Source organism: Hyphomicrobiales bacterium (assembly GCA_016710435.1).
Lineage (GTDB): Bacteria > Pseudomonadota > Alphaproteobacteria > Rhizobiales > Aestuariivirgaceae > Aestuariivirga.
Window position 1 is genome coordinate 1,991,534 of record JADJVV010000001.1, and the last position, 19,357, is coordinate 2,010,890.

Annotated in this window: 15 protein-coding genes; 6 read left to right on the plus strand and 9 right to left on the minus strand. The window is 63.2% G+C overall.

Translation table 11 applies throughout. From position 1 onward, the window contains the following. Position 1: 1 nt before the first annotated feature. Both IPM06_09650 and IPM06_09655 read right to left on the minus strand, forming a co-directional pair. Positions 2–2,968: a phosphoglycerate dehydrogenase gene (locus IPM06_09650; GenBank protein ID MBK8770680.1), complete on the minus strand. Its 2,967-nt coding sequence runs from the start codon at positions 2,966–2,968 to the stop codon at positions 2–4. A 168-nt stretch (positions 2,969–3,136) separates the two neighbouring features. Further along, the gene (locus tag IPM06_09655; GenBank protein ID MBK8770681.1) at positions 3,137–4,414 is read right to left on the minus strand and encodes an FAD-binding oxidoreductase; all 1,278 of its coding nucleotides are present in this window, start codon (positions 4,412–4,414) and stop codon (positions 3,137–3,139) included. 84 nt (positions 4,415–4,498) lie between these two features. Here IPM06_09655 and IPM06_09660 point away from each other — a divergent pair, with 84 nt between their 5' ends. Then, the gene (locus IPM06_09660) at positions 4,499–5,848 is read left to right on the plus strand and encodes a glutamine synthetase (GenBank protein ID MBK8770682.1); all 1,350 of its coding nucleotides are present in this window, start codon (positions 4,499–4,501) and stop codon (positions 5,846–5,848) included. Positions 5,849–5,896: 48 nt separating this feature from the next. Beyond that, positions 5,897–7,504, plus strand: a complete 1,608-nt coding sequence (locus IPM06_09665) for a L,D-transpeptidase family protein (protein MBK8770683.1) — start codon at positions 5,897–5,899, stop codon at positions 7,502–7,504. Here IPM06_09665 and IPM06_09670 read toward each other — a convergent pair. Genes IPM06_09670 through IPM06_09685 form a run of 4 tightly spaced genes read right to left on the minus strand, consistent with a single transcriptional unit; the run spans position 7,496 to position 11,327 of the window. Further along, positions 7,496–8,431, minus strand: a complete 936-nt coding sequence (locus IPM06_09670; GenBank protein ID MBK8770684.1) for an SRPBCC family protein — start codon at positions 8,429–8,431, stop codon at positions 7,496–7,498. The genes IPM06_09665 and IPM06_09670 overlap by 9 nt on opposite strands. Before the next feature lie 9 nt (positions 8,432–8,440). Further along, positions 8,441–9,271, minus strand: coding sequence for a phosphoenolpyruvate hydrolase family protein (locus IPM06_09675; GenBank protein ID MBK8770685.1), 831 nt, complete (start codon positions 9,269–9,271; stop codon positions 8,441–8,443). Continuing rightward, the gene (locus tag IPM06_09680; GenBank protein MBK8770686.1) at positions 9,268–10,563 is read right to left on the minus strand and encodes a Tm-1-like ATP-binding domain-containing protein; all 1,296 of its coding nucleotides are present in this window, start codon (positions 10,561–10,563) and stop codon (positions 9,268–9,270) included. Before IPM06_09680 ends, IPM06_09675 begins: the two co-directional genes overlap by 4 nt. Beyond that, positions 10,479–11,327 carry a sugar phosphate isomerase/epimerase gene (locus IPM06_09685; GenBank protein MBK8770687.1) on the minus strand — a complete coding sequence of 283 codons (849 nt, stop codon included), beginning with the start codon at positions 11,325–11,327 and terminating at the stop codon, positions 10,479–10,481. Before IPM06_09685 ends, IPM06_09680 begins: the two co-directional genes overlap by 85 nt. Positions 11,328–11,432: 105 nt before the next feature. On the opposite strand from IPM06_09685, the gene IPM06_09690 reads away from it, so the two are divergent. From IPM06_09690 to IPM06_09700, 3 genes are read left to right on the plus strand one after another with little or no spacing between them, the layout of a single operon-like run. Further along, complete coding sequence (locus IPM06_09690) at positions 11,433–12,188, plus strand: type 1 glutamine amidotransferase (protein ID MBK8770688.1); 756 nt, start codon at positions 11,433–11,435, stop codon at positions 12,186–12,188. Between the two features lie 20 nt (positions 12,189–12,208). Beyond that, the gene (locus IPM06_09695) at positions 12,209–13,555 is read left to right on the plus strand and encodes an ActS/PrrB/RegB family redox-sensitive histidine kinase (GenBank protein ID MBK8770689.1); all 1,347 of its coding nucleotides are present in this window, start codon (positions 12,209–12,211) and stop codon (positions 13,553–13,555) included. Positions 13,556–13,592: 37 nt separating this feature from the next. Beyond that, entirely contained in the window at positions 13,593–14,144 is a 552-nt protein-coding gene (locus IPM06_09700) for an ActR/PrrA/RegA family redox response regulator transcription factor (GenBank protein MBK8770690.1), read from the plus strand. A gap of 2 nt (positions 14,145–14,146) precedes the next feature. On the opposite strand, the gene IPM06_09705 is transcribed toward IPM06_09700, so the two are convergent. From IPM06_09705 to rpmB, 3 genes are all read right to left on the minus strand, one after another. After that, positions 14,147–14,611 (minus strand): MmcB family DNA repair protein, encoded by a 465-nt coding sequence (locus IPM06_09705; protein ID MBK8770691.1) that lies wholly within the window; start codon positions 14,609–14,611, stop codon positions 14,147–14,149. Next, complete coding sequence (locus tag IPM06_09710) at positions 14,601–15,251, minus strand: antibiotic acetyltransferase (GenBank protein ID MBK8770692.1); 651 nt, start codon at positions 15,249–15,251, stop codon at positions 14,601–14,603. Before IPM06_09710 ends, IPM06_09705 begins: the two co-directional genes overlap by 11 nt. Positions 15,252–15,317: 66 nt before the next feature. Continuing rightward, positions 15,318–15,614, minus strand: coding sequence for a 50S ribosomal protein L28 (gene rpmB / locus IPM06_09715; GenBank protein MBK8770693.1), 297 nt, complete (start codon positions 15,612–15,614; stop codon positions 15,318–15,320). A gap of 651 nt (positions 15,615–16,265) precedes the next feature. On the opposite strand from rpmB, the gene IPM06_09720 reads away from it, so the two are divergent. Beyond that, positions 16,266–19,328 (plus strand): hypothetical protein, encoded by a 3,063-nt coding sequence (locus IPM06_09720; protein MBK8770694.1) that lies wholly within the window; start codon positions 16,266–16,268, stop codon positions 19,326–19,328. Positions 19,329–19,357 lie beyond the last annotated feature (29 nt).

Below are 19,357 nucleotides of genomic sequence, written 5' to 3' on the forward strand. Positions count from 1 at the left end.
CTCAGTCGCCGTAGAACGGACCTTCAAGTCCGAGCGCGCGCATCTTCGTCTGCAAGGCGTTCGAGGCTTTCAGCAGGGCCGCGCCGTGACGTTCCATCTGCAGCTTCGTCATGTCGGCCTGCGACGTTGAATCGAGACCAGCGAGAATGGCGGCCACTTCCTCCGCGAGGCCACGGACATCGGCCAGCGCCCGCTTGTTCGCCACCGCCGCCGCAAGGTCGTTGCGGGTGACGCGGCCCACGCCGCTCACCGTCGACGGACCGGCATTGACGAAGCCTTCCGGCAGGTCGCCCTTCAGGTTGCGCACGCGCTTGAACTGAATGACGTCGATGATCTGGTCAACAGCCTGCTTGGCCCCTTCGACACGTGAGACGTGCTCGGTATCGGCGGCCGCATGTGGCAGCAGTTCGATGCGGCCCTTGTACTTTTTCGCCAGCGGCAAGTAGGGGACGAGCGGTCCCGACAGCTTGGCACCCGACTTGAAGAGATCGGCATCGATGGCGGCGTAGCGCACCTGTCCGCTCTTCATCGCCTTGTCGAGCGCCTTCACGTCAACGCATTCGCCGCGATCATAGTTGAGCAGGATGGCGTTCCTGTTGAGCTTGCCGAGGATTGCCGCACTGATGACGCCGGCGTTGGCGAAGGTCTTCGTCTTCGCATCCAGGGGCCCAAGGCCCGTGTGGACGCTGATGACGTCGGCGCCGGTCGCCGCATCTTCCGCCGTCGGCGCGAAGGTGAAGCCTTCCGACTCGATCCAAACCTTGTGGCGCGGGCGCGCGTGAACCTTCACATGCATTCCGAAAATTGCTGCAAGATGAGCCACTTCGCGGCCAATGTTGCCATAGCCGATGATCGCCATGGTCTTGCCTTCCAGCTTCTCCGTCGGGAAGTCCTTCAGGTCCTTGCCGGTGTCGAACTTGCCCGCGGCAGAGCGCTTGTGCAGCGTCTCCACGTCGAGATCGGGCATCACCTTGAGCAGCGCCTTCATGGTCATCTGCGCCGTGGCGCGGCTGTTGAAGCTCGGGGTGTTCATGAGCGGTGCCACACCGCCCGCGCCATTGCCGCCACCCCACGAGCCGCACGCCATGTTGCCGGTGCCGGCGCCGATGCGCACGCCACCCAGCGGGAACTGTGCATCTTTCGGCAGGAAGGTTGCCGCGGCAATCACCGCGTCATACTGGCCCTTGTTGGTGAGCGGCAGGATTTCTGCTTCGGTCGAAAGGTCTGGCATGTAGAAGAAGTGAATGCCCGGCGCATAGGCCTTCCTGGCCGACTGCGGACCGAGGTGGAAATTGCCGCCGCGGCTTTCAATGTGGGCTTTCACATCAGCCGGATCGGGCTTGCCCTTCCTGTCGAAGCGCAGTCCGATGAGATCGGCGATCAGCACCTTGTAGGCGCGCCTGGGGTCATCGACGCGGGGAAGTGCCGCCTGCTTCTTCGGCGCGGGAATGCGGTGGCCCAGCTTTTCCATTTCTTCTTCGAGCACCAGAGCCTTGGCGCGCAGATAGGCATAGGCCAGGTTTTCGGCGAGGGCCGTGATGTCGGATGCCTCGCGAATGCCGCCGATCCAGGCGCGATAATCACCGGGCGTGCCGGGGAAGGCGTTGACATAGCGGGCGACGTCGAGACCCGCTTCGCGCGTGCCATTGGGATGGGTGAGGCCTTCAACGCCGAGCAGCTGCTTCGAGCGCGCGATGATGCGGGCGTGAATGCCGGCATCGCTGATGTCCGCATCATTGACGCGGAGCAGCGTCACGGCAGCGCCGCGGCGCTCGGCCTCGGTCACGCCCAGCTGCAGCAGCGACTGTCCGGCAATCCAGCTGTTAAGCGCCGCGCGGTTGGCAACCGAGCGCGCATTCATGGTTGCGACGGGACCGATCATCTTGGCCACGCGCTGCAGGCCGAAAGTTGTCTCGGCGAAGGCGAGCGTCGAGAAGGTGTTGATGACGCCACCCAGCATCTTGTCGCCAACGGGGTCGTAGAACGGACCGATGTTGACGCTGCGCTCGCCCGAGAGGGGCTTCTTCTGGTCCAGCGGTGTGGCAAGTTTGAGCTGGCGGGGAATGGCCGCGAGCGGCGCCTTGGCATTCCGCTCCACCAGGGCCAGCGCCTGCGGTGTGAAGGAAATGACGAAATAGCCGGAGATGCCGCCGATTGCCTTCTGGAACGGCATGAAGAAGCAGCACTTCTCCGTCACCTGCTTCACCAGGTCATCGCCCCACGGCATCGAACCGAGAAGCGACGTTGCGTCGAGCATGGCGTGGTGTTCGCCCGGATTGCTGTCGATCCAGGCGAGGAGGTTCTGGATTTCGGCCTTGGTATAGGTGGTGGCCCCCGTCGTTTCGTGACCGACGCCGAAGACGAGCTTCACGCCCTTGCCCTGCAACACCGAGGGAGACGGGATGCTGCCTTCGTTCTCGGCGAAATGCAGGCGCGCTTCATCGCCACCCTTGGAGAGGCGCATCAGTTCAATGATCTGGGCGCCCCAGGACTGGCGGAAGAACCCGCCCGCGCTGGCGGCTTCGCTCTCGGGGCGCGGTGTGTCGATGTAGATTTGCTGCGCGGTATCGCCGCCGATCAGGTGCAGCGCCGCCACGGTGAAGCCCGAATGACCGCCGCCCAGGCCCACCGCCATGCGGTTCGACTTCGGGAAACCGAAGTAGGTGTGAATCTCCCGCATCATGTCGAGGATGAACTTGTCGGCGGGATAGCCGCGATGCATGGAGCGGCTGATTTCTGCCACCGTGAAGGGGCCGATGTCCTTGCCGGTGTCGTCGAGCTTGCGATAGTTCTGTTCCAGCCAGCGCTCGAACGCGAAGCGGTTGCGCCGTGCCTCGGTCTCGTCTGCCGCCGCATCGGTGATGGGGCCGACGCCGAAGAAGGGGTTGCTCGTCCGCGCCGGCGGGCCGCCCGCCGTGGCGGCGAGGGTCGCGGCGTGTTGCTGCTTCAGGCTGTCGAGATTGGACATGGGCGGTTTCCTGCACGGGTGAGGCGCTGTTGCGCGGCGGTCTTCTTGATGATCCTTCCTGCGCAGTCTTTCGGCGACGCACCCGCCCGCTGCCGCCAACCCAGCATCATTTTCCGACATGACCCGAGATGACGGACGCACATCATTGCGCCGCCCGCGACGAAAGCCTCAGCTCAGCGCGTCCTTGATCCGGTAGTACAGCATGGCTGCCGCAAGGAGCGGCGTGCGGATGGGACCGCCGGGGAAGGGGAGGTGGCGGAAGCGGGCAAGGAGGTCGAAGCGTTCCGCCGTGCCGCGGATAGCCTCTGCCATCAGCTTTCCATACATTTGCGCCAGCGCCACGCCCTGACCGGAATAGCCGTGGGCATAGTAGGTGGTGGCCGACAACCGCCCGCAATCGGGAATGCGGTTGGAGGTGATGGCGATATAGCCACCCCAGGCATGGGCGATCTTCACATCCGCCAATTGCGGAAAGACCTTGAGCATGCGCGGCCGCATGTAGGCGCCGAGGTCGGAAGGTTCCAGCGTCGAATAGCTGGCGCGCCCGCCGAAGAGCAGGCGGTGGTCCGGCGTGCGGCGGAAATAGTCGACGATGAAATTGCTGTCCGCCACCGCCTCGTTGTCCATGATGAGGCTCTTCGCCCGTGCCTCACCAAGCGGTTCAGTGGTGATGATGTAGCTGGTGACCGGCATCACCCGGCCCGAGAGGGCGGGGACCGTCTTGCCCAGATAGGCGTTGCCGCCAATCACCAAGAACTTCGCCGTCACCTTGCCCGCCGCCGTGCGGGCGAAGGGTGCAGAACCGGTATCGACCTCCAGCACGCGGGAATTTTCGTGAATGCGCACACCCGCCCTAACCGCCGCAGCAGCGAGGCCTGCGAGATAGTTCAGGGTATGGAAATGTCCTGCGCGCGGTTCGCGCATGGCGCCGTGATAGAGCGTCGAGCCCAGCTTGGCCTGCAGCGCCTGCTTGTCGAGAACCGTGCAGCCGGAATAGCCGAGCGCCGCATACTCCTCCGCCCATTCGCGCAGCATGTCCATCTGCGTTGGCTTGGGAATGCAATGCAGGTAGCCCCATGTCAGGTCACAGTCGATCTTGTGGCGCGCAATGCGTGACTCGATCAGCGCCTTGGCCTCTTCGGCGAGGGCGAAACATCTCTGCGCATCGGCCTTGCTGACCTGCGTTTCAAGGCGTGCCTGCCCCGGCGAGAAACCGGTGCAGATCTGGCCGCCGTTGCGGCCCGATGCGCCCGCACCGATGCGGCCCGCCTCCAGCACGATGACCGACAATCCTGCCTCCGCCAGTTCAAGCGCTGCCGAAAGTCCGGTGAAGCCGCCACCCACGACAACGGCATCGCAGGCAACGTCGCCCGCCAGTGCGGGATAGGCGTCGCTCAGCTTGGCCGTCGCCTGGTAGTAACTCTCGGCAATCAGGGATTGTCTCATGCTTTCAACGCTCTAGGCTCCCCCTTCCGGAACGCGCGGAAAGCGGGCATTATTGTCCGGAAATCAATAGCATAGCGAACAATCATGAGTCATCCGAAGTTCGAGGAATACATCACCAGCAACCGCATCAGCGAGGTGGAGTGCCTGGTGGCCGACATGTCCGGCACGGCGCGCGGCAAGATTTTGCCGCCCAAGAAATTCCTCAAGGGCCAGCGCAATCGCGGTCTCCGCATTCCCGAAGAAATCTTCACGCTCACCATCAACGGCCGCTACGTGCAGGAAACGCAAGCGGTGAGCGCCAGCGCCATCGACGTCTACATGGAGCCGGACGTGGATACCGTGCGTGTGGTGCCGTGGTACACTGAGCCCACCGCACAGGTGATCTGCGATGTCTTCCACCTCAACGATGAACCCGTCTCCATCGCGCCCCGCCATGTGCTGAAGCGCGTGCTGCAGCTCTACAAGGAAAAGGGCTGGCGGCCCGTGGTGGCGCCTGAACTGGAATTCTACCTGGTGAAGCGCAACCCCGACGCTGACTATCCGCTGGAGGCCGCCGTCGGGCGTTCGGGCCGCAAGGAGCCGGGTGGCCAGGCCTACGGCATCGACGCTGCCAACGATTTCGATCCGATCGTCGAGGACATTTACGACTACTGCGAGGCGCAGGAGCTGGACGTCGACACACTCTCGCACGAGAGCGGGCCGGCACAGCTGGAGATCAACTTCAACCACGGTGATCCGCTGGACCTCGCCGACCAGGTGTTCCTCTTCAAGCGCACGGTGCGTCAGGCGGCCCTGAAGCACGACATGTATGCCACCTTCATGGCCAAGCCCCACGCCAACGAACCGGGCTCTTCCATGCACATCCACCAGTCGGTGCTGGACCTGCGCTCAGGCAAGAACATCTTCTCGGGCAAGGATGGCAAGCCTTCCAAGTTCTTCCTCAATCACATCGGCGGCCTGCAGCGCTATCTTGCGGCGGCACTGCCCATGTGTGCGCCAAACGTGAATTCCTACCGCCGCCTCGTGCCGGATTCCGATGCGCCCACCAACGTGCACTGGGGCTTCGACAACCGCACGGTGAGCTTGCGCGTGCCCTCGTCCGATCCCAGCAATCTCCGCTTGGAAAATCGCGTGTCGGGGGCGGATGCCAATCCTTACCTTGCTTTCGCCGCGTCGCTGGCCTGCGGCTATCTCGGCATGGTCGAACGCATCAAGCCCTCGGAACCGGTGGAAGGCTCGGCCTACCGCTACGCCCACACACTGCCCATCAACCTTGAGGAAGCGCTGGACAAGCTGAACTACACCAAGGCCCTGAAGCAGGTGCTGGGTGAAAAGTTCGTGGAGGCTTACCAGGACGTCAAGTTCGAGGAAATGCAACACTACCGCCGCGTCATCAGCTCGTGGGAACGGGAATATCTTCTCCTCAACGTCTGAGTGTCATGCTATCACTTTGATTCTGAACCCGGGGACAGGAGTTGCGGCATGATGCTGAAGTGGTTGCAGCGAAGCATTCTGTTGGCAGGTCTGGTGCTGGCTGCACCCTTTGCGGCAGAAGCGGCAGCGCCCGCTTCCGCAGTGCAGTCCGCCGTGGGCGATACGCTCTCCGGCGGGGCCCGCATGCCGCTCCCCATCGAGCGGGTGCGAAGTGCCCTCAGTGCCTTCTATGTGAAAGGCAGGGCGGCGCCCTATTGGGTGGGCACGGGCCACATGCAGCAGTTCCTGCAGCGCTTGCAGAACGCCACGCTGGATGGCCTTGATCCCAATGCCTATCCCATCGATGCCTTGCGTGACCTCGCCTCTGCCGCGCAATCGGGCGGTGCCGCTGAAGGTGCCAAGGCCGAACTCTACTATTCCGCTTTCTTCATCGCCTACGCCGCCGACCTGAAGATCGGCCGCGTCGCGCCGCAGAAGGTCGATCCCAATCTCTTCCGCAACCGCAAGACCATCGATGCGCTGCGGGTGTTGACCGAGATGCAGAAGCAGCAGGACGCGGGCAAGGCACTCTCGCTGTTCGAGCCGCGCAACAATCACTACCAGACACTGAAGCGCATGCTGAAGGCCTACACACGCGTCATCAACGAAGGCTTCGAATGGCCCGTGATCGGCCAGGGCGACAGCCTGAAGCCGGGCGGCAGCGACGCGCGCGTGCCAAAGATCCGCGAACTCCTTTCTTTCACCGGCGACTACGAAGGGCCGGACTCGGCGTCAGCCAAGTATGACGCCACGCTCTTCGAAGCGGTGAAGAAGTTCCAGTTGCGCCACGGCCTTGAAGCCAAGGGCCTGCTCGGCAAGCAGACCGTGACGGCGATGAACGTCAAGCCGGCCGAACGGCAGCGCCAGATCATCCTCAACATGGAGCGCTGGCGCTGGATGCCGGACCAGTTGGGCGACGAGCATTTCCTCGTCAACATCGCCGGCTTCGAACTGGAGTGGGTGCAGGGCAAGGTTGAACGGGAACGCATGGGCGTCGTCGTCGGTGCCGTCGCCACGCAGACCCCGGAGTTCTCACACCAACTGGAATATGTCGAACTCAATCCCACGTGGACGGTGCCCTACACCATCGCCACCAAGGAAATGCTGCCCAAGCTGAAGGCCAACCCCTACCAGTATGCCGAGGAATTCGAGCTGTTCGTGAACGGCAAGCTTGCGAACTGGGGCAGTGTCAATTGGGCGGCCTATGGTTCCGGCAATTTCCCCTTCACCTTCCGGCAGAAGCCCGGGCCCAAGAACGCGCTCGGCAAGGTGAAGTTCATGCTGCCGAACCCGCACAACATCTATCTTCACGACACGCCCGCCAAGGACAAGTTCGCCAACTCCACGCGCGCCTTCAGCCACGGCTGTATCCGCCTCTCGCGGCCCGACGATCTGGCCTATGAGCTGCTTGGTGAAAAGCTTAACATGAGCAAGAGCCTGATCGACAGTATCTGGGCCACGCAGCAAACCAAGAAGGTGGTGCTGCCGCAGAAGATCCCGATCCACATCGTCTACGCCACGGCCTTTGCCACGGCGCGCGGCATCGAGTTCCGGCCGGATGTCTATGGCCGCGACCGCAAGCTGGAAGCGGCCCTGTTCGGGCGTCCGTCAAGCTGACCGTTTCGGCTTGCCGAAGAAGTTCTTCTCCAGTTCGGCAAAACCGCGCTGATAAACGTTCTGCTCGGTGCGCGGAATGAGCACGAGGTCGTCCTGCGGCGACGCCTGCCAGTCACCCGTCCAGACACCGAAGGTGGTGTCATCAATTGTCACGGGCCACAGGCGCGGGCCTGAAACGTAGTTGATCCACGGAATCTCGCACTTGGTGATGCGGTAGCTGAAGCTGCGCGTCAGGTCGCAGAGGTGGAGCAGCTCCTCGTTCAGGTGACCATCACCGAAGTAGAAATCGCGCACGCCGGAGACCTTGTCGGAGCGTACTTTCTTCAGCATGTGCATCCTCGTGATGTCGCCATGCCAGCCGCCCATGCCGGCGAAATCGCGCATGATGGCCCACACCTTGTCCACCGGTGCCTTGATGGCGCGCGAGGTCCACACCTTGTTGGGCTGTCCCGCCTTCCAGCGCACGGCACCCTCAGGCGCCTGCGGCTTGTCGCGCCTGATGATGGCGGACAGGTTCTTGAGGTTTGTGGTGAACACCTCTTTCGAGATCAGCCTTTCGAACTTGCCTTCATCGCCCGGCCCTTCATCGAACGTCGCCTCCCACTCCGCGAAGGTCTGGTTCGTTTGCGTAACCGGATGAAGCCGTAGTGTCGCGATGTAATTCCGCACGGGAAAGGCAGGCTTCTCGAAATTGTAGGTGAAGCAATAGCGGGCATCATCGAGCATCAACAGGCGTTCGCGGATGTGGCTTCCGTCGTGGGTGTAAAACGAACGCACGCAGCCCACCACGTCGGAGGCAAGGCCACCTTCGATCTTGGAGCGCGCGATGGCGGGTGCCCATTTGGGCAGCGCGTTGAAGTCGCGCACCAGCGGCCACACCGCTTCCACGGGCGCATTGAGTATGATGCTGGCATAGGCTCGGGCCATGACTGTTCCTCAGAAACGAATGGACTTGAAATCGCGGGTCTGTTGCGTGAGCGCCCGTTCCGTGGGCAGGCGTTCCATGGAACTCGCTCCATAGAATCCGTGGATGCCCTGGGTGTTGCGCAGGATGAAGGCGGCATCTTCAGGCGACGAGATGGGACCGCCGTGGCAGAGGACAATCACGTCCTTGCGCACCTTGCGCGCCGCCTCCGCCATCTCCGATATGGAGCCGGGGCAGTCGGCAAGTTTGAGTGCCGTCTCGGCGCCGATGTTGCCGCCGGTGGTCAGGCCCATGTGCACCACCACGATGTCGGCACCGGCCTTGGTCATGGCGGTCGCTTCATCGGACGAGAAGACATAGGGGGTGGTGAGCATGTCTTTCGCATGCGCCGCCGCCACGAGGTCCACCTCCAGGCCGTAGCCCATGCCCGTTTCCTCGAGATTCTTGCGGAACGTCCCGTCGAAGAGGCCCACGGTCGGGAAATTCTGGATGCCGGCGAAGCCCATGGCCTTCAGTTCATCCAGGAAATGCTCGCGCAGCATGAACGGGTCCGTGCCGTTGACGCCGGCGAGCACCGGCGTGTGCTTGACCACCGGCAGCACCTCGCGGCCCATCTCTTTCACGATCTCGTTGGCGTTGCCATAGGCCAGCAAACCTGCCAGCGAGCCGCGGCCCGCCATCCGGTAGCGTCCGGAATTGTAGATGACGATGAGGTCGATGCCACCCGCCTCTTCGCAGCGCGCCGAGAGTCCGGTGCCGGCGCCCCCGCCGATGATCGGCGTCTTCTGCTCGATCATGCTGTGGAATTTCGCAAGCAGATCCTTGCGCGAATGACGTGTCATGCTGTCTCCTGGATGTCCCGGAAGGCCGCGACGCCAGCAGCGGCAAAGGCGGGATCGTTTATGTGGGCGTCAAGCCGGATGAGCTTGCGGATCGGTGAAGGTACGAAGGTGCTTTCGATTGCCTGGAAGAGTGCGGCATCGGCCGCGACGTCATGGAAGGGCTTGCCATCCGCATCGATGGCGGAGATGCCCCTGAGCGGCAGCAGGAACCGCACCGGGCCTTCCATGCGGTTGAGCCGCGCCGCAATCCAGTGACCGATGGCGGCGTTTTCAGCAGGTGTCGTGCGCATCAGCGTGACGAAGGGATTGTGGATATAGAACTGCCGCCCCTCGAACTTGGCCGGCACCGTCTCGCGTGCGCCGAAATTCACCATGTCGCAGGCCCCGACTGACCCCACATAGGGAATGCGGCGGCGGATAATCGCGCCAAAACGGTCCTCCGTACACGGAAGAACGCCGCCCACGAGGAAGTCCGCCACCTCCGTCGTGGTGATGTCCAGTGCTCCCGTCAGGAGGCCGGAATCAATGAGTTTCTCGAAGCACTGGCCGCCCGTGCCCGTGGCGTGAAACACGAAGCAGTCGTGCGTCTGTTCCAGTTCGGCCCTGATTTGCGTGATGGCCGCCGTGGTGACGCCGAACATGGTGAGCCCCACTGCGGGCCTGGCGCTGTCGGTGAGGGGAATATCGTTCAGCACCATGCCCGCAGCGGCATGGGCCGCATTGCCGATCACCATGCGGGTGACGCTGTTCAGCCCGGCCACATCGGCCACCGCATGCATCATCATGATGTCGCTGGCGCCGACGAAGGGCGCGACATTTCCGGAGGCAAGCGTCGATACCATGATCTTCGGAATGCCGACGGGCAGGGCGCGCATCGCCGTGGTCACAATCGCCGTATTGCCCGATCCACCCAGCCCCAGCACCGCGCCCACGTCCCGTTGCGCCAGCAGGAAATGCGTCAACGCCTCGGCCATGGCGGTGACGGCGGCGCCACGGTCGGTGAGGCCCAGCACCGCACGTTCCCCGCCCGGATGATGGGCGGCGACGGCAGCAGCGCTGACGTCGGCATTACCGTCATGGGCCGTGGTGGAGACATCGACCAGCCGCGCCCGTGCGCCCGCGCTGTGCACCAGCCGCGCCGCATAGTGCAACTCCTCGCCCTTGGTATCGAGCGTGCCGATGACGTAGACGGTTCCGGAAGCCATGGTCAGCGCGCCCGGGCCATGCCCTGCTTCATGGTCTTCAGGCCCACCTTGTAAACCTCCTCCTTGTTGGGGAAGAAATCGCGCCATACGCGCGTGGCTGCAGCAAGTGCCGGAATGGCACGGCCAAAGGCCTCGATCGTCATCCAGCCATCATACTTGGCCGCCTTGATCGCCTTGAAGGTCTCGGCCCAGGGCACATGGCCCTTGCCCGGCGTGCCCCGGTCGTTTTCCGAGACGTGCACATGGATCATGTGCTTCTTGATCGCTTTGACCGCAGCCACCGGGTCCTTTTCCTCGATGTTGCTGTGGAAGGTGTCGTACATCGCCTTCACATGCGGATGGTCCACGGCATCGAGATGCTCGCAAAGCTGTTCCATGGTGTTGAGGAAATAGCATTCGAAGCGGTTCAGTGCCTCCACGGCAAAGCGCACGTTTTTCTTGGCCGCGTGATCACCCGCCCGGCGGTGGAAGGAAACACCGCGCTGATGCTCCTGCTTGGTGGCGGGCCCGCCAGAGAAGTAGCCGAGTTCGGAGTGCATGGGACCGGCCAGAATTGTCCCGCCCAGTGCTGCCGTGCAATCCACCGCCCACTTCGCCCGTTCCAGGGCCGCCTGTTGCTGCGCCTTGTCTGGCGACAAGGGGTTGTGGCCCGAACCGAGCACACTCACGGTGGACCGTTCCAACCCCAGCTTGTCCAGGTGTTCGCCAAGCCGCGCGTAGTGATCGGGCGTACCGTCAAACAGCGGAAACTCGACGCCGTCATAGCCCGCCTTCTTGAGCGCCTTGAAGATCGGCAGATGCTCTTCCGTCACATGGCCTGTCCACAGGAGCAGGTTAAATCCGTACTTCATTCGGCTCTCCCAAACTGATATAACAGTTTTGCACAAACACAAGCGGTGTCAATTGCGCTCATGCAATGAAAGCGCGCGGTCACCAGATTTTTGGGAGTAACGAGCATGAACAAGCCTCTGTCCGCAACGCCTTTGCAGGCCGCCGCCTTCCAGCGCATGCAGCAACTGATGACGCAGTCGCCGGTGCCGTCGATCTCGACCGAATTGCTGTCCACCGCCGACGGCGAGCTGAACCGCGAACTGAATGCTTTCCTCTTCAATCCGCCGGGAGATACGAACCTCCTGAAGGGCAAGCGCGTCGCCATCTGTTGCACCAACGGGGTGGAAGAGGTGGAAATCATGGGTGCGATGAAGTGGCTGACCGAGCATGGCGCAACGGTCCATGTGGTGTCGCCGCGCATCGGCGAGTTCGACCCCACTCTTGGCCTCCGCTTTCCGCCCGTGTGCGGCACCCATGTCCTGGCCATCCGCCTGATGGAGAATGCCGGCTGGATCAAGATCGACCGCTACACCGACGAGGCCAGGGCCGCCGACTATGACGCCGTCATCCTCCCCGGCGGCTGCTGGAATCCCGATGCGCTCCGCATGGACGAGAACGCCCGGACCTTCGTGCGCGACATGCACGCATCGGGCAAGCCCACCTGCGCCATCTGCCACGGCCAGTGGGTCATGGTCAGCGCCAGGATCCTGAAAGGCAAGCGCGCCACGGCGGTGTGGAATATCCAGATCGACCTGGAGAACGCCGGTGCCACGGTGCTGGACGAACCCTGCGTGGTCGATGGCAACCTCATCACGGCGCGCTTCCCCTACGACCTTCCGCGCATGGTGGATGCCCTCGTCAAGCAGTTGGTGAAGGTGTAACACAAGGCATCTTGAGACCTCTGAACGACACCATCGACGAGCCCCGGAGTTCCGGGGCCAATCTCCTGCGCCTGCGCACCTTGGTGCGGCTGCGCTGGCTGGCGGTGATCGGGCAGTCCGCCGCGGTGCTGATCGTGGCGCTCTATCTGGGCTATCCCATGCCGCTGGGGCCGTGCTTTGCCCTCATCGCACTCTCGGCATGGCTCAATATCTTCCTCAGCATCCGCTGGCACGGCAGCCTTCGCCTGTCATCGCGCATGGCCGGGCTGCTGCTCGCCTATGATACCGTGCAGCTTGCCGGACTTCTTTATCTCACGGGAGGTCTGCAGAATCCCTTTGCCTTCCTTTTCCTCGTGCCCGTCACAGTATCAGCCACGTCCCTGCCGCTCCGGTCCACACTGGCGCTGGGCACGCTGAGCTTCGGCTGCGCCACGGCCTTGGCCTTCTATCATTTGCCGCTGCCCTGGCCGCCGGGGGTTCCACTCGACATTCATCCCAATTATCTCGCAGGCCTGTGGGTGGCCATTGTCTGCGGCACGGTCTTTTCCGCAATCTACGCCCGCCGCATCGCCGAGGAAGCGCGCCAGATGTCCGCCGCCCTGGGCGCGACCGAACTGGTGCTGGCCCGCGAACAGCGCCTCTCCGCCCTGGATGGCCTCGCCGCCGCGGCGGCCCATGAACTTGGCACACCGCTGGCAACCATTGCGCTCGTTGCCAAGGAATTGAAGCGCGAAATGCCGCCGGTCTCCCCGCACAGCGAAGACATTGATCTGCTGATCAGCCAGACAGCCCGTTGCCGCGAAATCCTGGCGCGCCTCTCCAACCGCGACCAGGCAGCCGACGAGATGTTCGGCCAGGTGAAACTCTCCTCCATGATCGAGGACCTCGTCGCGCCCTTGCGCGGCTCTGACGTTGAAATCCGCATTCACTGCAAGGCCGAGGCGCGCGTGGCCGTGTCGCCTGAACCTGTGTTCCAGCGCAATCCCGCCATTGCCTATGGGTTGGGCAATATCCTCGAGAACGCCATCGATTTCGCCAAGTCGCAGGTGACGGTCGATGCCTCATGGAACAAGTCGCATGTCCATCTCGTGGTGAGCGACGATGGACCCGGCTTCGACCAGCAGATCTTCGACCGGCTGGGCGATCCCTATGTCACCACACGCCCCGGCTATACGGAATCCCGCGAGGCCGACGGCACCCACGAGGGCATGGGGCTTGGCCTTTTCATCGCCAAGACGCTGCTCGAACGGTCCGGTGCAACGGTGACGCTGGCCAACCAGCGGCCACCGGCGGAGGGCGCCCGGATTACCCTGAACTGGCCGCGCACCGTCGTCGACATTGGTCCAACGCCGTTGCATGGCCCTTGACCCAATCCGCCGTACGGGCCATTGACGTATCCCGAACATGACCCAGACAGAAAATTTGCCGGGCGACAAGACGCTCCTGCTCGTGGATGACGACAAGCCGTTTCTCACACGCCTTGGCCGCGCCATGGAAGCCCGTGGTTTCGCCGTGCGCATGGCCGACACCGTGGCGGAAGGCATCGCCGAAGTGAAGAAACTCGCGCCCGGCTATGCCGTGGTCGATCTCCGCCTCGCCGACGGCAATGGCCTCGATGTGATCGAAGCGCTGCACACGGCCCGCCCCGATGCCCGCGTGGTGGTGCTCACGGGTTACGGCAACATCGCCACCGCTGTGACGGCGGTGAAGCTGGGTGCCATTGATTATCTCGCCAAGCCAGCCGATGCCGATGCCGTCTATGGCGCGCTGATGTCCGACGACAAGGATCACCGCCAGGCGCTGCCCGAAAATCCCATGTCGGCTGATCGCGTGCGCTGGGAACACATCCAGCGCGTTTTCGAATTGTGCAACCGCAACGTCTCGGAAACAGCCCGCCGCCTCAACATGCACCGCCGCACCCTGCAACGCATCCTCGCCAAACGCGCCCCGAAGTAGTTCTACATCTCCAGCGGATCGTATAGCCCGTGCAGCCGCTGGGCGGCGGCGCGGCCGAACTGGAGCGTGACGGCCTTGCGGCGCGAGGCGTGCAGGGGGTGGTCTTCCGTCAGGCGGATGATTTCCGCACCATAGTGATCCGCCACCACAAGCCCCGCTTCCAACGGAATGATGGCTGCATCCATTGCCAGCGGAATGGCGAAGGAGAACCGGTCGCAATAGTCGCGGTATTCCGGCCATTTCTGGTCCGCCTTGTAATCTTCGGGGCACGACTTGATCTCGGCGATCCAGATGAAGCCGTCCTGCCGGATGCCGAAGACATCGGCCCTCCGCCCGCTTGCAAGCGAGAACTCGGTGATCACGGCAAAGCCGTGCTCGCGCATGAGACGGCAGACGCCACGCTGCACCGAAAGCGCCGTTTCCGATTGCCGGCCGTCAACGGGAAGGATGAGGCTGCTATGTGTCATGCTTGTCCAGGAACGCCTCCACGCTGAGGGTGCGCATATCGTCCACGGCCTGTGCCAGGCGGTCGTGGTCCCAGTCCCACCAGCCCAGCGCAATGATCCGTGTACGGATGGGTTCTTCAAAGCGCCAGCGGATGAGATTGGCGGCAACGCCACCGACAACGGCGTAGGGCGGCACGTCCTTCGTCACCACCGCACCCGCCGCCACCACGGCACCATGGCCGATCGAAATCCCCGGCATGATGATGGCGCCATGGCCGACCCAGACGTCATGACCGACCGAAACGCGGCGCGCCTGCCTTTGCGCCCGGAATTCCTTGTCGATGCGCGCGCCCAGAAAATATTCGTTGGGGCGGTAGGTGATCTTGTGTTGCGAGATGCGATCAAGCGGATGGTCGAGTGCGTTCAGCCGTGCATTGGCGGCGATGGCGCAGAACTTGCCGATGTCACTGTAGATCGCCTCAACGCCCCGCTCCACGTACGAGTAGTCGCCGATGGTACATTCGGCGAGCACGGCCCGCTCCGCCACGTCGGTGAAGCGTCCGAGTTCGCAGGCACGCACCTGCGCCGTGGCGTGGACGCGCGGGCGTCCGTCGCGCGTGGCCTGCGGAGAATGACGCTGGGGCTGGCGGGTGGAATCCATGGGCGGCAGACTAACAAAAAAGCCGCCCCCTGCGGAGCGGCTTTCTCAGGAATGGGTGCGGAAGGATCAGGCGGCCTTCTGGCCGTCGACCTTCTTGGCGATGGCGCGCTTCAGCTTGAGGGCCTTGGCGGACAGTTCGTCGTTCTTCGCCTTGAGCAGGTAAGAGTCGAGACCGCCGCGGTGTTCCACCGTCTTCAGCGCATGGGCGCTGATGCGGAACGAATACGAGTTGCCCAGCGCATCCGACATGAGCGTGACGTCGCACAGGTTGGGCATGAAGCGCGTCTTGGTCTTGTTGTTGGCGTGGCTCACCTGGTTGCCCGAAAGCCAACCCTTGCCTGTGAATTCGCAGCGGCGCGACATGATACTCTCCGTGATCTCAACGTAAGAAAGCCGGAAACTCCCGTTCCCGGCACGAATTTGAAGGCTCCTTAGCGGTGTGGCCCCGGGAGGTCAAGCACAGAGCCGATCTCCGCCCGTGGATAAGGGCACTCTGGACCGCTGCGGGTCCGGATTCAACACCGCGAACGGTGCGTCCCATTTTGGGACAAGTGGTTAACGTGAACGCGCAAATGTCCCCGCAACCGGAGCCTGAAACCTTTGATTTCCATTCGCCCTGGTGGAAATTCAGTACCTCACCCCCTACAGATGGCGTGAACAAAACCTGAAAATCCACAGTTCAGCGATTCGGTCGCCATCTGTTCCGCCCGGGAACGCTTTGTTAAGGCGGTCCCTCGAATGCCATCCATATTGTTTACATCCGGGTAAGAAATGCCGGCCAAGTCTTAAGGCCGGCGAACGGAAAGGTGGGAATTCCGGTGGCTGCGGGACCGCCAGACCTTTCGGCAATCGCTCAAAATCCTTGGAACAAAAAGAGAAACCGGGGCTTTAACCGATTCGGGCGCGGTCTGTTCGCGCTTGAATCCGGAAGTTAACGGCCTGTGCCAAATGCAGTCTCAAAACCGCCTCACGGGAGTTGTCATTCGGCCGGGACGTCCTAAATTTCAGCAAGTTATGAATTCCTCCCGCGCCAGCCAGCGCAACAGTCATGTGACTGCTGTCCTTGGCCCCACTAACACAGGCAAGACCCATTACGCCGTCGAGCGCATGCTGGCTCATGGCGGCGGCATGATCGGCTTGCCCCTGCGCCTGCTCGCCCGCGAGATCTACGACCGCGTGCGGCTGAGGGCAGGAGATCATGCCGTGGCGCTGGTCACGGGCGAGGAGAAGATCATTCCCGTTCAGCCCCGCTATTGGGTCTGCACCGTGGAAGCCATGCCGCCGGATATCGATGTGCCGTTCCTCGCCATCGATGAAATCCAGTTGGCCAACGATCTGGAACGCGGCCACATCTTCACCGACCGCATCCTGCACCGCCGCGGCATCGACGAAACCATGCTGCTCGGTGCCTCGACCATGCGCGGCATCCTCGAAAAACTTCTCCCGCGCACGACCTTCGTCAACCGTCCGCGCCTCTCGAAGCTCACCTACGCCGGACAGAAGAAGCTGTCGCGATTGCCACGCCGCTCAGCCATCGTCGCCTTCTCGGCCGAGATGGTTTACACCGTGGCCGAATTGATCCGCCGCCAGCAGGGCGGTGCCGCAGTGGTGATGGGCGCCCTGTCGCCCCGCACCCGCAATGCCCAGGTGGCGCTCTATCAGTCCGGCGACGTGGACTATCTCGTAGCCACCGATGCGATCGGCATGGGCCTCAACATGGACGTGGACCATGTGGCCTTCGCCTCCACCCGCAAGTTCGATGGTTTCCAGTACCGCTCGCTCACGCCGGCGGAACTCGGCCAGGTGGCGGGCCGCGCCGGCCGGCATTTGAATGACGGCACCTTCGGTGTGTCGGGTGAAGCCGAACCCTTCGAGCAGGAGGTGATCGACCGCCTCGAAAACCACAACTTCGACTCCGTTCGCGTGCTGCAATGGCGGAACCGCGACCTTGACTTCCGCTCGCTCGATACCCTGCGCAAGAGCCTCGGCCACTTCCCCCGCAAGGAGGGCCTGACGCGCGCCCAGAATGCCCCTGATGTGGACGCCCTCGAGTTCATCTGCCGGGATGAGAGCGTGCGCAATCTTGTCGCAACCGCCGCCGATGTGGAACGCGTCTGGGAAGCCTGCCAGATTCCGGACTATCGCAACATCTCGCCCGCCGAGCATGCCCACCTCGTTGGCCGCGTGATCACCTTCCTGCAAACGGGCAGGGGACACATTCCCGAGGACTGGTTTTCCCAGCAATTGTCACACTGCGACAACACCGAGGGCGGCATCGATACGCTCTCCACCCGCATTTCGCATGTGCGCACCTGGACCTTCATTGCCAACCGTTCGGGCTGGCTTGAGGCGCCCTTGTATTGGCAGGGCCGCACCAAGGAGATCGAGGACCGGCTCTCCGATGTCTTGCACGAACGTCTCACACATCGTTTCATTGACCGCAAAACCAGTGTATTGATGCGGCGGCTGGCCAAAAAGGAAGGTTTGATGTCGAGCGTAGAAGAAGATGGTGTGATCGCTGTTGAAGGCGAAGCGGTCGGCCGCATTGCAGGGCTGAGTTTCATTCCCGACCCTGCTGTCGCCAACGGCGGAACAAGCCTGCTCAGGACAGCCGCCGTACAGGCCCTTGCAGCGGAAGTCACCGCCCGCGCCAAGTCGCTCGCCGTGACGGCCGATACGGAATTGAGGCTGTCGCGTTTCGGCCTGATCGAGTGGCAGGGCCACGCCGTCGGCCGCCTCGTGGCATCCGACGCCCGCTTCCGTCCGCGCGCTGAAGTGATCGCCGATGATGTGCTGGCTCCGGCGGAGCGCGAACAGGTGCGCGAGCGCCTGCAGAAATTCACCGAACGTCACCTCGCCGCCCTTGTTGGCCCGCTCATGAAGCTGGAGGAGGCTGAAGGCCTCGAAGGCATGACGCGCGGCATCGCCTATCGTCTCGCCGAAAATTTCGGCGTGCTCTCGCGCGATGGCGTGAGCGAGGATGTGAAGCAGTTGAGCCAGGATGACCGCGCCAAGCTGCGCGCGCTGGGCGTGCGCTTCGGTGCCTTCACCCTGTTCCTGCCGGTGCTGCTGAAGCCCGCGGCGACGGATGCGCGCCTTGTCCTCTGGTGGCTGGAACAGCAGAAGTCCGGCGCGGTTTCGGGCGACGTGCCCGCAGCCCCCGCCAACGGCCTCACCTCCTCGGCGGTTGATCCTGCCAAGCCCGAAGGGTTCTACCGCATGTGCGGCTATCGCGTGTGCGGCAGCCGCGCGGTGCGCGTGGACATGCTGGAGCGCCTCTCCGACCTCATCCGCGAGCGCGTTTTCTGGAAGCCACGCTTCCCCGAAGACCAGCGTCCGCAAGGCGCCATTGAAGGCGGCGGCTTCACGGTTGTCCCGGACATGATGTCCCTCGTCGGTTGTTCCGGCGAAGAGTTCGATGCCATCCTGCTGAACCTCGGCTTCCGCTCGCAAACCCGCATGCTGCCGAAACCAGTGGCGCCAGGTGCGAAGGGCCAAAATGCACCAGCAGCCTTGGCTCCCGCAGCCGAAGACGCGCCAGTGGAAGAGGCCGCAGCCCCGCCAGCGGAACCGGAACCGGTTGGAACAGGAGCTGAACCTGAGGTCCCGACAGAACCGGTAGCGGAAGCGGCTGCAAGCGAGCCCCCCGCCACGGAAGCAACCACAGCCGGAGAGGAACCAGCCGCAGCTCCTGTTGCGGAAGCCGCAGCCCGGGACCTGGTGGAAACCAATGTCTGGTGGCCGAAGGACATGGGACCTTTCCGTCAGCAGCGTCACAAGCCCGAACGCCGGCCGGATCGCCAGGCTGACCGCCCGTCCGATGGTCGCCCCGAACGCGAGGGCGGCAAGCGTCATCACGGCAAGCCCGGCCAGGGCGAGCGTGGGGATCGCCCCAACCGGGGTGAAGGGCGCAGCGATGGCCGTGGCGGCAAGCCCGAGCGCAAGCGCGACGACCGCGAGCGCAATCGCCCCGAGCGCGATCAGCGGCCGCGCCGTCCCGATCGTCCTGCGGATCCAAATTCGCCCTTCGCCGTTCTGGGAGCATTGAAAGCCCAGTTCGAAAAGGAAAAGACCTGAGCCAGCGCCTCGACAAGTGGTTGGTCTAT

What these genes read in the sequence shown, in the direction of transcription:
- IPM06_09680 (MBK8770686.1), bottom strand. Translation starts at nt 10,563, where the DNA reads ATGGCGCGATTTCTTCCCCAACAAGGAGGAGGTTTACAAGGTGGGCCT.
- IPM06_09690 (MBK8770688.1), top strand. Translation starts at nt 11,433, where the DNA reads ATGAACAAGCCTCTGTCCGCAACGCCTTTGCAGGCCGCCGCCTTCCAG.
- IPM06_09705 (MBK8770691.1), bottom strand. Translation starts at nt 14,611, where the DNA reads ATGACACATAGCAGCCTCATCCTTCCCGTTGACGGCCGGCAATCGGAA.
- IPM06_09700 (MBK8770690.1), top strand. Translation starts at nt 13,593, where the DNA reads ATGACCCAGACAGAAAATTTGCCGGGCGACAAGACGCTCCTGCTCGTG.
- rpmB (MBK8770693.1), bottom strand. Translation starts at nt 15,614, where the DNA reads ATGTCGCGCCGCTGCGAATTCACAGGCAAGGGTTGGCTTTCGGGCAAC.
- IPM06_09720 (MBK8770694.1), top strand. Translation starts at nt 16,266, where the DNA reads ATGAATTCCTCCCGCGCCAGCCAGCGCAACAGTCATGTGACTGCTGTC.
- IPM06_09660 (MBK8770682.1), top strand. Translation starts at nt 4,499, where the DNA reads ATGAGTCATCCGAAGTTCGAGGAATACATCACCAGCAACCGCATCAGC.
- IPM06_09655 (MBK8770681.1), bottom strand. Translation starts at nt 4,414, where the DNA reads ATGAGACAATCCCTGATTGCCGAGAGTTACTACCAGGCGACGGCCAAG.
- IPM06_09675 (MBK8770685.1), bottom strand. Translation starts at nt 9,271, where the DNA reads ATGACACGTCATTCGCGCAAGGATCTGCTTGCGAAATTCCACAGCATG.
- IPM06_09670 (MBK8770684.1), bottom strand. Translation starts at nt 8,431, where the DNA reads ATGGCCCGAGCCTATGCCAGCATCATACTCAATGCGCCCGTGGAAGCG.
- IPM06_09665 (MBK8770683.1), top strand. Translation starts at nt 5,897, where the DNA reads ATGATGCTGAAGTGGTTGCAGCGAAGCATTCTGTTGGCAGGTCTGGTG.
- IPM06_09650 (MBK8770680.1), bottom strand. Translation starts at nt 2,968, where the DNA reads ATGTCCAATCTCGACAGCCTGAAGCAGCAACACGCCGCGACCCTCGCC.
- IPM06_09685 (MBK8770687.1), bottom strand. Translation starts at nt 11,327, where the DNA reads ATGAAGTACGGATTTAACCTGCTCCTGTGGACAGGCCATGTGACGGAA.
- IPM06_09710 (MBK8770692.1), bottom strand. Translation starts at nt 15,251, where the DNA reads ATGGATTCCACCCGCCAGCCCCAGCGTCATTCTCCGCAGGCCACGCGC.